General features: G+C 70.7%; 14 protein-coding genes. 2 read left to right on the top strand and 12 right to left on the bottom strand.

From position 1 onward, the window contains the following. Positions 1-176 precede the first annotated feature (176 nt). The 6 genes from AOA12_RS04785 to AOA12_RS04760 form a co-directional block, all read right to left on the bottom strand. Positions 177-1,643 (bottom strand): aldehyde dehydrogenase, encoded by a 1,467-nt coding sequence (locus AOA12_RS04785; RefSeq protein ID WP_054680856.1) that lies wholly within the window; start codon positions 1,641-1,643, stop codon positions 177-179. Beyond that, positions 1,640-2,782, bottom strand: a complete 1,143-nt coding sequence (locus tag AOA12_RS04780; RefSeq protein ID WP_054680855.1) for a CaiB/BaiF CoA transferase family protein — start codon at positions 2,780-2,782, stop codon at positions 1,640-1,642. Before AOA12_RS04780 ends, AOA12_RS04785 begins: the two co-directional genes overlap by 4 nt. A gap of 16 nt (positions 2,783-2,798) precedes the next feature. Beyond that, a complete protein-coding gene (locus tag AOA12_RS04775) occupies positions 2,799-4,007 on the bottom strand; it encodes a CaiB/BaiF CoA transferase family protein (protein ID WP_054680854.1) in 1,209 nt (402 codons plus the stop codon). Further along, positions 4,004-5,221 carry a CaiB/BaiF CoA transferase family protein gene (locus tag AOA12_RS04770; protein WP_054680853.1) on the bottom strand — a complete coding sequence of 406 codons (1,218 nt, stop codon included), beginning with the start codon at positions 5,219-5,221 and terminating at the stop codon, positions 4,004-4,006. The genes AOA12_RS04775 and AOA12_RS04770 overlap by 4 nt, the downstream gene beginning before the upstream one ends. Before the next feature lie 88 nt (positions 5,222-5,309). Beyond that, positions 5,310-5,822: a MaoC family dehydratase gene (locus AOA12_RS04765; protein WP_054680852.1), complete on the bottom strand. Its 513-nt coding sequence runs from the start codon at positions 5,820-5,822 to the stop codon at positions 5,310-5,312. Positions 5,823-5,863: 41 nt separating this feature from the next. Continuing rightward, positions 5,864-7,015, bottom strand: coding sequence for an acyl-CoA dehydrogenase family protein (locus AOA12_RS04760; protein WP_054680851.1), 1,152 nt, complete (start codon positions 7,013-7,015; stop codon positions 5,864-5,866). Positions 7,016-7,169: 154 nt separating this feature from the next. Between AOA12_RS04760 and AOA12_RS04755 the strand changes: the two genes are divergently transcribed. After that, on the top strand, positions 7,170-7,871 hold the full coding sequence (locus AOA12_RS04755) for a GntR family transcriptional regulator (protein WP_054680849.1): 702 nt from the start codon (positions 7,170-7,172) through the stop codon (positions 7,869-7,871). Between the two features lie 4 nt (positions 7,872-7,875). Here the strand turns inward: AOA12_RS04755 and AOA12_RS04750 are convergent, their stop codons facing one another. The 5 genes from AOA12_RS04750 to AOA12_RS04730 all read right to left on the bottom strand — a co-directional run bounded on the left by AOA12_RS04750 (position 7,876) and on the right by AOA12_RS04730 (position 12,052). Then, positions 7,876-8,526, bottom strand: a complete 651-nt coding sequence (locus AOA12_RS04750; protein ID WP_054680847.1) for a GntR family transcriptional regulator — start codon at positions 8,524-8,526, stop codon at positions 7,876-7,878. A 39-nt stretch (positions 8,527-8,565) separates the two neighbouring features. Next, entirely contained in the window at positions 8,566-9,267 is a 702-nt protein-coding gene (locus AOA12_RS04745) for a GntR family transcriptional regulator (protein WP_054680845.1), read from the bottom strand. A 106-nt stretch (positions 9,268-9,373) separates the two neighbouring features. Beyond that, complete coding sequence (locus AOA12_RS04740) at positions 9,374-10,045, bottom strand: TetR/AcrR family transcriptional regulator (RefSeq protein WP_054680843.1); 672 nt, start codon at positions 10,043-10,045, stop codon at positions 9,374-9,376. A gap of 55 nt (positions 10,046-10,100) precedes the next feature. After that, on the bottom strand, positions 10,101-11,261 hold the full coding sequence (locus AOA12_RS04735) for a CaiB/BaiF CoA transferase family protein (RefSeq protein ID WP_054680841.1): 1,161 nt from the start codon (positions 11,259-11,261) through the stop codon (positions 10,101-10,103). Then, positions 11,258-12,052, bottom strand: coding sequence for an enoyl-CoA hydratase/isomerase family protein (locus AOA12_RS04730; RefSeq protein ID WP_054680839.1), 795 nt, complete (start codon positions 12,050-12,052; stop codon positions 11,258-11,260). Before AOA12_RS04730 ends, AOA12_RS04735 begins: the two co-directional genes overlap by 4 nt. Positions 12,053-12,243: 191 nt before the next feature. Here AOA12_RS04730 and AOA12_RS04725 point away from each other — a divergent pair, with 191 nt between their 5' ends. Beyond that, a complete protein-coding gene (locus tag AOA12_RS04725) occupies positions 12,244-13,347 on the top strand; it encodes a lactonase family protein (protein ID WP_054680837.1) in 1,104 nt (367 codons plus the stop codon). Between the two features lie 74 nt (positions 13,348-13,421). On the opposite strand, the gene AOA12_RS04720 is transcribed toward AOA12_RS04725, so the two are convergent. Continuing rightward, a complete protein-coding gene (locus AOA12_RS04720; RefSeq protein ID WP_054680836.1) occupies positions 13,422-14,207 on the bottom strand; it encodes an SDR family NAD(P)-dependent oxidoreductase in 786 nt (261 codons plus the stop codon). Positions 14,208-14,241: the final 34 nt, after the last annotated feature.

The raw sequence follows: 14,241 nt of genomic DNA, 5'->3' as shown, positions 1-14,241 counted from the left end.
CCTTCCGAGATCATGCGCGGCACGGCGCGCCGCGCGTCATCGGTGCCGCACCGGGCCCGGGCGACGATGCCGGGCGGGGACCACCGAGATCCATACCTTATGCATCATATTGTGCGTGCGACGCGGAGTGCGTCGCAGCACGACGACGACGCGGCCGCCGTGCTGCGACGGCGCGATCAGAGCACGAGGTCGCGGGGGATGCCGATGCTCTTTACCTCGACGAACTCGTCGAAGCCCTCGAGCCCGAGCTCGTACCCGATGCCGCTCTCCTTGACGCCGCCGAACGGCGCGGCCAGGCCCGCGGGGCACCCGTTGACCTCGACCATCCCCGTCTCCATGCGCGCGGCGACGTCGGCCGCCCGCGCGGCGTCACCGCCGAAGACCGAGCCGCTCAGGCCGTACCGCGAGTCGTTGGCGATCGCGAGCGCCTCCTCGACCGTGTCGTACTCGAGCACGAGGCCGACGGGGCCGAAGACCTCGTCCTGCGCGATCGTCATCGACGACGTGACGCCCGTGAAGATCGTCGGCTCGACGAACCAGCCCGTGGGCAGCGCCGCGGGCCGGCCGCCGCCGATCGCGGCCGTCGCACCTTGCGCGACGGCGCCCCGGATCATCCCCTCGACGCGGTCGCGATGCGTCGAGGTGACGAGCGGCCCGAAGTAGGTCGCCGGGTCGAACGGGTCGCCGACCGGCAGCCGGCGCACGGTCTCGACGACGGCCTCGGTGATCTCGCCCGACAGCCGGCGCGGCACGATGAACCGCGTCTTGGCCGTGCACACCTCGCCGTTGTTGCGGAAGGCCATGTGCACGAGCGTCTCGGCGATCGAGGGCACGTCGACGTCGTCGAGCACGATGGCCGCCGACTTGCCGCCGAGCTCCAGCGTCGCGCGCCGCACGAGCCCGCCGCACAGCGACGCGATGCGCTTGCCCACGGGCGTCGAGCCCGTGAACGAGATCATGTCGACGCCCGGGTGCGTGATCAGGTGCTCGCTCGGCTCGCGATCGGCCGCGACGATGTTCAGCACGCCCGCCGGCAGGCCCGCGCGCTGGGCGAGCTCGGCGAACAGGTACTGGTCGAGCGGCGTCTCGGGCGAGGCCTTGACGACCGCCGTGCAGCCCGTCAGCAGCGCGGGCGCGAGCTTCATGAGGGTGACCAGGTGCGGGGCGTTCCAGGGCACGACGGCGCCGAGCACGCCGCGGGCGCGGCGCAGCACGCGCGCCCGGCCGGATGCGGCCTCGCGCACCTCGTCGAAGGGGTACTCCTGGGCGAGCGAGATCATCTCGTCGAGGATGAGCCGCGGCCGGGTCGCCTGGATCGGCACGGAGTGCGCGATGGGCGAGCCCATCTCGGCCGTCACGAGCCGCGCCATCGTCTCCTCGTTCGCGGCCAGCTCGGCGCTGAGGGCGCGCAGCACGTCGATGCGCTCGGCGAGCGTCATGCGCGGCCAGGGGCCCTCGTCGAAGGCCTTGCGGGCGGCGGCGACGGCGCGGTCGATGTCGGCGACGGTGCCGGCGGGGACCTGCGCGATCGGCTGCTCGGTGAAGGGCGAGATCACCGTGATCTTCTCGGACGACGACGGCGCGACCCACTCGCCGCCGATGAACAGGCTGTCGTACCGTCCCTGCCAGATGTCGTCGCTCATTGCATGCGCTCCCTGAACTCGTCGTCTGCCGCACCGATCCCGCCCGCCCCCGGCAGTGCGGGCGGGCGTTCGCCGTCGAACGACAGCGGCAGGCCGACCAGGTCGATCTCGTCGTCCTCGACGTGGCCCAGGATGCCGAGGGCCGCCGTCTGCTCGTGCGCGACCAGCTCGTCCGTGGTCTGGATGGGGGCGCACGCGATGCCGGCGGCGCCGAACGTCTCCTGCCAGTGCGCGCGCGTCCGCGTGGCGATGACGTCGCCGATGAGGCCGTCGATCACGGTGCGGTTCGCGATGCGTCCCGCGTTGGTCGCGAAGCGCTCGTCCTCGGCCCACTCCGGGTGTCCGAGGGCCGCGGCGAGCTGCGCGAAGAGCGTGTCGTTCGCGCAGCTCACGATGAGATCGCCGTCGCTCGTCGAGTAGGCGCGGTGTGGCACGATGAAGGCCGTGCCCGAGCCGAACCGGCCGCCGAGGTCGCCGTCGGCGTTGTAGTTCGCGATGCCGATGGTCATCCACGCGATCGCCGTCTCGAGCAGTGAGGCGCTGACCGCGGCGCCGACGCCGGTGCCGGCGTTGCCGCGCTGGAAGAGCGCCGAGAGGATGCCGATGACCGACCACATGCCCGTGCCGAAGTCGACGATCGACACGCCCGCGCGTGCCGGCGGGTGGTCGGGCTCGCCCGTGATGCTCATGATGCCCGAGAAGGCCTGCATGAGCGGGTCGTAGCCCGGCAGCGTGCTCAGCGGGCCCCTGCTGCCGAACGCGCCCACCTCGGCGTGCACGAGACGCGGGTTGCGCGCGCGCAGGCTCTCGGCGTCGAGCCCGTACTTGCCGGCCGAGCCCGGACGCAGGTTGTGGATGAAGACGTCGGCCTTCGTCGCGATGAACGTCCGCAGCGTCTCGAGCTGCTCCGGGTCCTTGATGTCGACGCCGATCAGCTTCTTGCCGCGGTTGAGCGCGTGGAACGAGGCGCCGGTGCCCTTCCACACGCTGGGTCCCCAGCCGCGCGACGAGTCGCCCGACGGTCGCTCGACCTTCCAGACCTCCGCGCCGAGCTCCGTGAGCACCTTGCCCGCGAAGGGCGCCGATGCGCTGTCGCCGAGCTCGACGACGATGATTCCCGCCAGTGGCAGCTCTGCCATGATGTTCTCTCCTCGGTCACTTGTGACGATGGATGGCGCCGCCGTCGCGCAGCGCGGCGATCTCCTCCGCCGCGAAGCCCCAGTCGGCCAGCACGGCGTCGGTGTCGGAGCCCGGCACGGGCGGCGCGTTGCGGATCGCGCCCGGCGTGCGGCTGAAGCGCGGCGCCGGTGCCGGCTGCGCGATGCCCTCGACCTCGACGAAGGTGCCGCGGGCCCGCAGGTGCGGATGGCCGGGCGCCTCGCTCATCGACAGCACGGGGGTGAGGCACGCGTCGCGGCCCGCCGCGAGCGCGACCCATTCGTCGCGCGTGCGCGTGCGGATGCGCTCCTCCAGCAGGCGGCGCAGCGTGGGCCACCCGCTCTGGTCGTGCTGGTCGGGCAGGTCCTCGCCGTCGAGGCCGAGCACCTGCAGCGCATTGTTCCAGAAACGCGTCTCGTTGGATCCGATGCTCAGCCAGCGGTCGTCGGCGGTGCGGTACACGCCGTACCAGGGAGCGCCCGAGTCGAGGCGGTTGACGCCGCGCTCGTCGCGCCAGTATCCCGAGGCCAGCAGGCCGTAGAACAGCGTCATGAGCGACGCGGAGCCGTCGACCATCGCGGCGTCGACGACCTGGCCGTGACCCGATCGCCGGCTCTCGATGTAGGCGGCCAGCACTCCCATCACGAGGTAGAGCGCCCCGCCTCCGAAGTCGCCGCCGAAGTTCAGCGGAGGAACGGGCGGTCCGTCCTTCGAGCCCACGGCGTGCAGCACGCCGGTCAGCGAGATGTAGTTGATGTCGTGCCCCGGCTCCGTGGCCATCGGGCCGTCCTGGCCCCATCCGGTCATGCGCCCGTAGACGACCGCCGGATTGGCCTCGAGGCAGGCGTCGGGGCCGAGGCCCAGGCGCTCGGCCACGCCGGGACGGAAGCCCTCGACGACGATGTCGGCCTCGCGCACGAGGCGGAGCACGGCCGCCGTCGCCTCGGGGCTCTTGAGGTCGAGGGCGATGCTGCGCCGGCCGCGCTGCAGCAGGTTGAAGCGCGGGTCGACGGGCGCCCCGCCGTCGTATCCGGCGGGACGGTCGATGCGCACGACCTCGGCGCCGAGGTCGGCCAGCAGCATGCAGGCGAACGGGCCGGGGCCCACGCCGCCGATCTCGAGGATGCGCACGCCCGCGAGCGGTCCGCCGCCCCGGGCGTTCACGCCGTTCGGCAGGCCGTCTGTCGCGGTGTCGCTCCCGGTCATCGTGCGTCCTCCACGGTGACGGCGGGCGTGCGCACGGCGTGCGACGCGAGAAGCTCCTGCACCTCGGCCTCGGAGAAGCCGTACTCGGCGAGCACCTCCGCCGAGTTCTCGCCGAGGCGCGGCGGGGGGAGGCGCCGATCGGGCGGCGTCGCGCTCCACTCGTGCGGGATCGCCATCTGGCGGATGAGGCCCTCGGTCGGGTGCTCCTCCTCGACGAAGAAGCCGACGTCGCGCATGTGCGGGTCCTCGATGAGCGTCTCGGGGGTGTTCATCGGCATGACCGGGATGTCGGCCTCCTCGAGCAGGCGCACCCATTCGGCGGTCGTGCGGTGCGCGAGCGTCTCGCCGACGAACCGGTAGAGGTGGTCGATGTTCCGGGTGCGTCCCGCGATCGTGCCGAAGCGCGGATCGTCCTTCATCTCGGGGCGCCCGGCGAGCTCGAAGAACCGGTGCCAGTGCTTGTCGACGTAGACCATGACGGCGATGTACCCGTCGAGCGTCTTGTAGGGGCGGCGGTCGGGGCTCATCATGCGGGCGTAGCCCGACGTGCCGATCGGCGGCTCGAAGCTGAGGCCGTAGAGGTGGTCGCCCATCGCGAACTGCGCGAACGACTCGAACATGGGCACGTCGATCTGCTGCCCCTTGCCCGTGCGCTCGCGGTGCACGAGCGCCGACGAGATCGCGACCGCGGCGTACATGCCGACGACGCGGTCGGCGATGGCGGAGGCGACGTAGGCGGGCTCGCCCACGCGCTTGCTCTGCATGACGGGCAGGCCCACCGCGGCCTGGATCAGGTCGTCGTACGCGGGCTTGTCGGCGTAGCGCCCGCGCCGGCCGAAGCCGTAGGCCGCGCAGTAGACGAGGCCCGGGTTCTCGGCCGAGAGCTCGTCGTACGACAGGCCGAGCCGTGCGATCGCGGCGGGGCGCATCGTCGAGAAGACCACGTCGGCCGACGTCGCCATGCGTCGCAGCGTCGCGGCGCCCTGCTCGGTCTTGAGGTCGATGCACATCGACCGCTTGTTGCGGTTGAGGTGCAGGAAGATCGCCCCCATCCCCGGGTTGCGTGCGGGGCCCACGCCGCGGGTCGTGTCGCCCGCCGGCGCCTCGATCTTGACGACGTCGGCGCCCATGTCGGCCAGCAGCAGCGTGCCGTAGGGGCCCATGAAGTTGGACGTCAGGTCGAGAATGCGGATTCCCTCGAGCGGGCCGGTCATCGTTGATCTCCTCGCGTGGCGGTGGCGGGTGCGCTGCGCCGCCGCCCGTGCGTCGTGCACGGACGGCGGCGCGATCCGACGGGGTCGGTCAGGCCGACTTCTCCTTCACCTTCTCCTCGGGGATCGACGCGGCCACCAGCGCCTCGACGTCCTCGCGCTTGCGCAGCATCAGCAGGCTCCACTCGCTGCGCTGCACGACGACGCCGTCCTGGTTGAGCGCCTTGATGAGGAAGGTCACGACGCCGTACTTGTCGTCCTTGTCGCGCTTGCCCAGCACCTCGGCGGTCGCGTAGAGCGTGTCGCCGATGTGCACGGGCGCGAGGTAGCGGAGGTTGTCGATGCCGTAGTTCGCCTGGATGGGCGGGCCGAACGAGATGAGGCCGGTGACGATCGAGTACGTCAGCGAACCCTGCACGAGGCGCTCGCCGAACCGCGTCTGTGCGGCGTAGTGCACGTTCGAGTGGATCTCGATCCAGTTGCCGGTCAGGGCGCAGTAGTTGACGACGTCGGTCTCGGTGACGGTGCGACCGCCCGAGCGGAAGACGTGACCGATCTCGATCTCGTCGAGGGGCATGTCGATGCGGTTGTCGATAAGAGGCATTGCTGTTCCTTGTCTCAGTCCTGTGGTGATGGCTCGGCGTCTCAGACGTTCTCGAGACGCATCGACTTGGCGATGATGGTGCGCTGGATCTGCGAGGTGCCGCCACCGATCGTGGACTGGATGCTCTCGCGCAGATAGCGCTCCATGTCGGCCTCGGGCAGGTTCGCGAAGCCGCCGAGGATCTGCATGCCGTCGAGCGCGCACTGCTTGAGCGTCTCCGAGCCGTACAGCTTGGCCATCGACGACTCGCGCGGGGCCTCCTTCCCCTGCGCCTTCAGCGCCGCGGCGCGGTAGACGAGCAGGCGGGCCGCGTCGACGCGGGTCTGGTTCTCGGCCAGCATGTGCTTGAGCACCTGGAAGTTGAAGATGGCCGTGCCGAACTGCTTGCGCTGGTGCGCGTAGCGGAGGGCGTTGTTGACCGCCTCCTGCGCGTTGCCGACGTAGGCGCCGGCGACCGAGCAGCGCTCGAGCTCGAGGTGGTTGATGATGATCTCGTGCCCCTGGCCGACCTTGCCGAGCACCGCGTCGGCGGGGACCACGACGTTGTCGAGGAAGATCTCGGTGGTGCCGGTCGCGTGACGCGACAGGGTCGGGAGCTTGTTGATGACGAGACCGGGGGTGTCGTTGGGGATGAGGAGCATCGTGAGCCCGCCGTGCTTGTCATCCTTGTCGGTGCGGACCAGCATCGCGATGACGGTGTTCTCCGCGGTGGCGCCCGAGCAGAACATCTTCGCGCCGTTGATGACCCAGTCGCCGTTCTCGTTCTGGTGCGCGTGGGTCTTGGTGGCGAACACGTCCGAGCCGGCGTCGGGCTCGGTCATCGAGACCGAGAAGCGGATGTCGCCGCTGACGAAGGGCTTGACGTAGGTGTCCTTCTGCTCCTGCGTGCCGAACTTGATGATGTTCATGGCGGTGAAGGTGGGGACCAGCACCGAGCAGGCGAAGTCGAAGCCGTACTTGCCGAGACCCTCGGCCATGAGGGTGTAGTCGAAGATGTCGCCGCCGGAGCCGCCCTCCTCCTCGGGGATCAGGATGCCGAGCCAGCCCTGCGCCGCGATCTTCGCGTAGGCCTCGTAGGGGTACTCACGGTTCATGTCGCACTTGCGCACGTACTCGACCGTGATCTCCTTGTCCATGAAGTCGTTGACGACGTCCAGCCAGTCTTGCTGCTCTTCGGTGAGGAAGTTGGCCATGTGCTTTCTCCGTACTCGTGGGATCAGGGGGCGGCTCTGTGCCTCCACCCGCGAACCTCTGTGTTGCGCGTGGGCCTACTCTATACGAAATATATTTTGCGTGGCAAGACAAGACGGGGTAATTGGCGCAAACTCTTCATGAGGAGGAGCACGCATGAAGACCGCCCCACGCACACCCGCGCCCGCCCGCCTGCCCGCGCGTGCATCCCTGCCCAACGAGGTCGCCAGCTACATCCGCGAGCTGATCCTCTCGGGAACCCTGCGCCCGGGCGAGAACGTGCGGCTGGAGACGGTCGCCGAGGCTCAGCAGGTGAGTCTCACGCCGGTGCGCGAGGCGGTCAACATCCTCGAGCGCGACGGCCTCGTCACAGCGGTCCCGCGGCGCGGATTCGTCGTCACGGCCATCTCGCGCAAGGACGTGATCGACCTGTTCTGGGCCGAGGGACGACTCGCCGGCGAGCTCGCCGCCCGCGCCGCCGTGCTGATCGACGACGAAGGGCTCGAGCGCCTCGAGGCCGCGATGCGCGCGTGCGACGACGCCGTCGCACGCGGCGACGCCGAGGCGTGCGGCGCGCACGGCACCCGCTTCCACCAGATCATCAACCGCGCCGCGCAGTCGGATCGGCTCGCGCGGCTGCTCGGCCGCATCGTGAGCCAGCTCCCCGATCACTTCTACGTCTCGATCCAGGCGAACGTGCAGACCGCCCCGAGCCAGCACCACGACCTCTTCCGCGCGATCGCCGACTCCGACCCGGAGCGCGCCCGCCACGCCGCCGAGGTGCACATGCGCTCCCACGCCGACAACGTCGTCGACCTGCTCGAGCAGCGCGGCCTGTGGGACGACGCCCCCGCCTGAGGACTCAGCCCGCGTGCCGGCGGAGCTCGAAGCGCTCCGCGAGCAGCTCGCCCGAGCTGCGGATGTGCGCCTGCATCGCCGCGCGCGCCGCCTCGACGTCGCGGCTGCGCAGCGCGTCGACGATCGCGGCGTGATCGGTGAGGGTGATCCTCGCCCACCCGTCGATCTGCGCGTGGAACGCGCTCGGCACGTACTTGGCGAAGGTGCCGAGCGCCCACCGCAGGCGCTCCGACCCCGCCAGCAGGTAGAGATCGCGGTGGAACTCGTGGATGAGCCGCTCGGTCACGACCGGATCGTCGTCGTCCGCGACCGCGACGAGCCGCTCGTGCACGTCGCGCAGCTCGTCGAGCTCGGCGTCGTCGGCGCGCACCGCGGCGCGCGCCGTGAGCTCGCCGGCGATGAGCGCGTGCGCCTCGAAGACGTCGCGGATGTCGTCGGCCACGAGGTGCGCGACCGTGAAGCCGCGTCGTGGCACGAGATCGAGGAACCCCTCGACCCGCAGCGCGTGCAGCGCCTCGCGCACGGGCGTCGCCGACACGTCGAGCGCCTCGCCGATCGCCTCGGCGCGCACCGACTCGCCGGGGGGCAGCTCGCCCGCGATGATCGACTGGCGCAGGTAGGCCGCGACCTCGTCAGTCAGCTGACGTCGACGCATGGCGGGGGCTCCACGTGATCCTCAGGGGAGAACGGCCGGTCACTCGTCGGCGGTGCTCCAGAACCCGCGCGCCTCGAGCAGCTTGATCACGCGCGTCGCCGCCTTCTGCCGGTGCTTCTCGGTGATCGAGCGCGCGCGCCGCCCGTCGTGCGCGCGCATGGCCTCGAGCAGGTCCACGTAGACGGGAGCCGTCTCGTCGGCGTGCGCCTCGAGCGAGATGTAGTAGGGCGTCGGCAGCTGCCGCACGGCGGTGAGCAGCAGCTTCTGCAGCCGGCCCGCGCGCGCGGTGATGTTGATGAACCGCAGGAACTGCTGCCGCAGCCGGCCGGCCTCGGCGACGTCGCCGCGCTCGATGGCCGCGACGCCGTCGGCGTAGAGCTGCTCGAGCTCGGCGATCTCCTCGTCGGTGATGCGCACGGCCGCACGCGCCGCGAGCTCGCCCGCGATCTGCCCCTGCGCCCAGAAGATGTCACGCACGTCGTCGCGCGTGATCTCGGTGACGACGAAGCCGCGGCGCGGAAGGGACGTGACGAAGCCCTCGCCGGCGAGCTTGACGAGCCCCTCGCGCACGGGGGTGATGCTGACGCCGAGCGTCTCGGCGATCGGCTCCATCCGCAGGAACTCCCCCGGCTTGAGGACGCCCGACAGGATCTGCTCACGCACGTGGCCGGCGACCTCGTCGGGCAGCTGCTTGCGCCCGGAGTCGGCCCGCGTCGCGGTCGAACTGTTGCTGATCGTCACGTTCTCATCCCTTCGTGCCCGACAATGGTGCACGAGCAAATCGCGTAGCAGAAATTGTATATCTTATGCAGTCATTCTGCCGCCGCAACACGAGAACGGACCGCGGTCATTCTGCCACGCCGGTCCAGTCGATGTCGACGAGGTGGTCGATCGTCTCGCGGATGAGATCGGCCATGTCGACCTCGTCGGGCGTGTGCAGCCAGCGGATCTGCACGCCGTCGACGGCGCAGCTGACCAGGTTCGCCGCGAACGCCGGATCGCACGGCAGCTTGAAGCGACCCTGCTCATGCAGCTCCGCGAAGGCACGGACCAGGATGTCCAGCCCCGCGCTGCGGTGCTGGACGAAGTACTCATAGGCGGGATGGTCGGGGTTGCTCGCCTCGATGCCGAGCTGACAGTGCAGCTCGACGATCGCGCGCTCGCCCTGCACCTCGCGCAGCAGCAGGACGAGCCCTCGCAGGATGGCCTCGGCGTCGCTGTCGCCGCGCTCGCCGAGCACGAGGTTCTGCGCACGCCGGTCACGCGTGTCGAGCACCTCCTTGAGCAGCTCGACCTTGTTCGGGAAGTGGTGCAGGATGCCTGCCTCGCTCATCCCCACCCGCACGGCGATGTCGCGCAGCGAGCCCGATCGGAACCCGTCCGCGGCGAAGACCGTCGTCGCCGCGCTCACGATCGCCGCGCGCGTCGCCCGCGTCTTGGCGTACGGGCCCCGGGGGCCGCGGCTCCCCGCGGCCGTGCCGCTCTTCCGCTTCGGATTCTCTTGCTTCTCGCCCGTCATTCCACACAGGCTAGCGACATCCTGCCCGGGAGGGCCGCATCCGCGGCGTCGCCGCTCACGGACGAACGGTCGCGTCCCCCACCTCGGCGCGGATCCGATCGGTGTCCTCGCCCAGCCTCGGCACGCGATCGGGCGAGGCGACCGACCAGTCCCCGCCCGCGAAGACGGGCTTGAGCGCCGGCACCTCGACGCCGTCCACCGTGGCCTTCTGCCAGCGGCCGCGCTCGGAGAGCTGCGGGTGCCGGGAGAGCTCGATGACGTTGTTCAGCCGCGCGTTGCCGAGCTGCACGCGGTCGGCCGTCGCCTGGATCTCGGCGAGCGTGCGCTGCGAGCTCCACGCGGCGATGTGGGCGTCGAGCTCGGCCCGGTTGGCGATGCGGTCCGCGTTGTCGGCGAAGCGGGGGTCGTTCTGGAACGCCTCGTCGCCCATCATCTCCCCCGCGAACTTGCGCCATTCCCGGTCGGAGGTCGCGCCCAGCACGACGGTCTGCCCGTCGGAGGTCGGGTAGGCGCCGTAGGGGGCGAGCATGGGCGTGCCCATGGGCACGGGATCGGGCTGGATGCCGGTGTGGATCACCTGGTTGAGCGCGAAGCCGGTCATCTCGGCCGCGACGTCGAACATCGCGAGCGGCACGTACGCGCCCTCGCCCGTGCGCTCGCGCGCGTAGAGCGCCGTGCTGATGGAGGCGAACGTGTACAGGGCGGTGCCGATGTCGATCGTCGGGACGCCGGGCTTGACCGGGAACCCGGGCGCGCCCGTGAGCGAGCACACGCCGCCCTCGGCCTGCGCGAGCAGGTCGTACGCACGGCGATGCGAGATCGGGCCGCCGGCGCCGAAGCCGGAGATGTCGACGACGATGAGCCGGGGCCGCGTGTCGCGCAGGTGCTCGGGCGCGAAGCCGAGCCGGCCGAGCGCGCCGGGCGCCATGTTGGTCACGAAGACGTCGGCGCGGTCGAGCAGCGCGGTGAAGACCTCGCGGTCGGCATCGTCCTTGAGGTTGAGGCTCACCGACTCCTTGCCGCGGTTGAGCCACACGAAGTGCGACGACATGCCGTGCACGTTCTCGTCGTAGCTGCGCGTCGAGTCGCCGCCGGCCGACTCCACCTTGATGACCCGCGCGCCGAGCTCGGCGAGGTGGCGCGTGGCGAGCGGGCCCGAGATCGCCTGCTCGATCGAGACGACCGTGAGCCCCGCGAGGGGCGCGCCCGCGCTCACAGGAACTCCGGCGCGCGCTTCTCGCGGTGCGAGGCGACGCCCTCGATGACGTCGGGGCCGCTGAACCCGGTGAACTCGTAGGCCAGCGAGGCGTCGAAGATCGCGAAGTTCTGGCGGTACCAGTTGTTGAGCGTGTGCTTGGTCGCGCCCAGCGCGGGCTTGGAGCCGGCCGAGATGCGGCCGGCGATCTCGCGCGCCGTCGTCTGCACCTGGTCGTCGTCGACGCACATCGAGACCATGCCGATGCGCTCGGCCTCCTCGCCGCGGAGCGGCTCGTTGGTCAGCAGGAAGTACTTGGCCTTCGCCATCGACATGAGCATCGGCCACGCGAGCGCCGCGTGGTCGCCCGCCGCGACGCCGAGGCGCACGTGCCCGTCGACGATCTTGGCGTTGCGGCCCACGACCGTGATGTCGGCGAAGGCGACGATCACGAGGCCGGCGCCGGCCGCCGGCCCATTGACCGCGGCGATGACGGGCACGGGGCATTCGATGAGGTTGCGCACGAGCTCGCGCGCCTCGCGCATGAGCCGCTGGCGTGCGTGCCAGTCGTGGCTGATCTCGGTGACCGTGTCGAAGCTTCCGCCCGCGGAGAAGGCCTTCTCGCCCTCGCCGCGCACGATGACCGCGCGCACTCGATCGTCACGCGCGATGTCGACCCAGATGTCGACGAGCTCGCGGTGCGCGTCGTTGCCGATGGCGTGCAGTCCGGGGCCGACCAGCTGGATCGTGAGGATCCCCTGCTCGTCGGGACCGAGGATCTCGATCGCCGAGTAGTTCTCGTAGCTCGTCATGCGACTCCCTTGTTCGCGCCTCTGTTCGCGCCTCGTACGACGCACGCGGTCTCTACCCACATATTCTATGGCCGCCGTTGACATCGCTCCGCGCCACCTGATTCAATACCAAATACTCACTCAGTATTAGCATGAGGGAGCTCCCATTCCGCCATCGAAGGAGATGCCATGGACACCCCGGAGCGCGCACGATGACCGACACGCAGACCCCCGCGCCGATCAACCGGCTGTACGTCGTCGCGCAGAGCGGCACGATCGCGGCCTACGACGCCCACGCCGACGGCTCGCTGACGCCGCTCCCCGGATCGCCGTACCCCACGGGGGCGGGCACCTTCGCGATCAAGGCGCGGCCCGACGGCCGCGTCGTCTACGTCGCCCCCGGGCACGGCCTCGGATCGCGCTTCAGCGCGCACCAGAGGAAGAGCCCGCAGCTGGTCGCCTTCCGCGTGCGCGACGACGGCACGCTGCAGCAGCTCGGCGCGCCGCTCCCGCTCCCCCTGACCCCCGTCTCGATGGACATCTCGGCCGACGGCCGCAACCTCTATCTGGGCGTCGGCTCGTGGCGGGCCGGGTTCTTCAAGGGCGGCATCGCGCACGTGCGCCTCGACGACGACGGCACGCCGCACCTCGCGGGCCCGCCCGTCCCCCTGGGCAAGCGGACCGACGGCGCGGCTCAGCCGATCATCTCGCCCGACGGCACGCACCTCTACGTCGCGAGCGTGATCGCCAAGTCGGTCGTACGGCTCGACATCCGCGACGACGGCTCCCTCACGGCGCCCGTCGAGCGCACGAAGTCGGGGGGCGTCTTCCCCATCACGCCGGCGTTCTCGGCCGACGGAGACACGCTGTACGTCGCCAACGAGCAGTCGAAGTCGATCAGCGCCTTCCGCGTGTCGCCGACCGGGTCGCTGAGCGAGCTGCCGAGCTCGCCGTATCCGACCGGCAGGATCCCGCACAACCCCGCCCTCACCCCCGACGGCCGGTACGTGTACTTCGCGAACACCCTGTCGAACACCGTGACGGGATACGAGATCCAGAGCGACGGCGCTCTCGCACCCGTGCCGGGCTCGCCCTTCGCGACGGGCGTCGGACCGGCGACCTCGACGATCTCGTCGAACGGCGAGTGGCTCTATCTCGTGTCGTCTCCCGCGTTCGGCAAGGAGCGTCCCGTCGACATCACGACGTGGCGCATCCAGCCCGACGGCGGCCTCGTCCGGTCCGCGCACGAGCCCGTCCCGACCGGCCAGCAGTTCGCCGACGGCCCGAGCGCGATCGTCCTCCCCGCCGGCGGCTGATCCCGCCGGCCGCCGCGCCCGCCCGGGGATCCCCCGTTCTCGGGACAGGGGATCCCCGGGCGTCGGCCGCGGGCTCAACGCATGACCATGCCGCCGACGTCGACCGTGAGGCCCGTGACCTGCGCCGATCCGGGCGAGGCGAGGAACAGCGCGACGTTGGCGATCTCGACCGGGTCGATGAGCGAGCGCATCGGCACCCGCGCGAGGATGCGGCCCAGGCTCTCCTCGTTGTGCACGGAGTGCAGCAGCGGCGTGTCGACGACCCCCGGGGCGATCGCGTTGGCACGGATGCCGAAGGGGCCGAGCGTCTGCGCGAGCGTCTTGGTGAAGCCGACCAGGCCGGCCTTGGCCGTCGAGTACGCCGCGTCGCCCGTGAGCGTGCCCTGCTGCGCGGCGATCGAGCTCATCTGGATGAGAGAGCCGCGCCCGCGCTCGCGCATGCCGTTCACGACGGCACGGGTGAGCAGGTAGCTGCCGTTCAGATGCACGTTGAGCCCGCGCAGCCAGTCGTCGAACGTGGTCTCCCAGAACGGCGTCTGGCTGGCGATGCCCGCGTTGTTGACGAGGATGTCGACGGGACCGAGCTCGTTCTCGACCTGCGCGACGAGCGCGTTCGCCTCGGCCTCGACGGTGATGTCGCCGTCGACGGCGACCGCCTCGAAGCCCTCCGCGCGCAGCTCGGCCGCGAGCTCGTGGTGCCGCGGGTTGCCGGCCAGGTCGGCGACGGCGACCTTCGCACCGCCCGACCGGGCGAAGACCCGGCCGATCGCGCCGCCGATCGCGCCGCCGCCGCCGGAGACGAGCAGCACCTGCCCCTCGACGGTGAACGGATTGACGAGGGCGGGGGTGGTGTCGGACATGATCACTCCTTCGTGTTGGGTGGAGGTGTTGTGC

It is taken from the genome of Microbacterium sp. No. 7 (assembly GCF_001314225.1).
In the GTDB taxonomy this organism is placed as follows: Bacteria; Actinomycetota; Actinomycetes; order Actinomycetales; family Microbacteriaceae; genus Microbacterium.
The sequence above is the reverse complement of the archived record's forward strand: the minus strand, read 5'-3'. Positions and strand labels throughout refer to the sequence as shown.

Bases quoted from the DNA above. Each gene is read 5' to 3' on its own strand.
- AOA12_RS04785 (WP_054680856.1), bottom strand. From the start codon at position 1,643: ATGAGCGACGACATCTGGCAGGGACGGTACGACAGCCTGTTCATCGGC.
- AOA12_RS04780 (WP_054680855.1), bottom strand. From the start codon at position 2,782: ATGGCAGAGCTGCCACTGGCGGGAATCATCGTCGTCGAGCTCGGCGAC.
- AOA12_RS04775 (WP_054680854.1), bottom strand. From the start codon at position 4,007: ATGACCGGGAGCGACACCGCGACAGACGGCCTGCCGAACGGCGTGAAC.
- AOA12_RS04770 (WP_054680853.1), bottom strand. From the start codon at position 5,221: ATGACCGGCCCGCTCGAGGGAATCCGCATTCTCGACCTGACGTCCAAC.
- AOA12_RS04765 (WP_054680852.1), bottom strand. From the start codon at position 5,822: ATGCCTCTTATCGACAACCGCATCGACATGCCCCTCGACGAGATCGAG.
- AOA12_RS04760 (WP_054680851.1), bottom strand. From the start codon at position 7,015: ATGGCCAACTTCCTCACCGAAGAGCAGCAAGACTGGCTGGACGTCGTC.
- AOA12_RS04755 (WP_054680849.1), top strand. From the start codon at position 7,170: ATGAAGACCGCCCCACGCACACCCGCGCCCGCCCGCCTGCCCGCGCGT.
- AOA12_RS04750 (WP_054680847.1), bottom strand. From the start codon at position 8,526: ATGCGTCGACGTCAGCTGACTGACGAGGTCGCGGCCTACCTGCGCCAG.
- AOA12_RS04740 (WP_054680843.1), bottom strand. From the start codon at position 10,045: ATGACGGGCGAGAAGCAAGAGAATCCGAAGCGGAAGAGCGGCACGGCC.
- AOA12_RS04730 (WP_054680839.1), bottom strand. From the start codon at position 12,052: ATGACGAGCTACGAGAACTACTCGGCGATCGAGATCCTCGGTCCCGAC.
- AOA12_RS04725 (WP_054680837.1), top strand. From the start codon at position 12,244: ATGACCGACACGCAGACCCCCGCGCCGATCAACCGGCTGTACGTCGTC.
- AOA12_RS04720 (WP_054680836.1), bottom strand. From the start codon at position 14,207: ATGTCCGACACCACCCCCGCCCTCGTCAATCCGTTCACCGTCGAGGGG.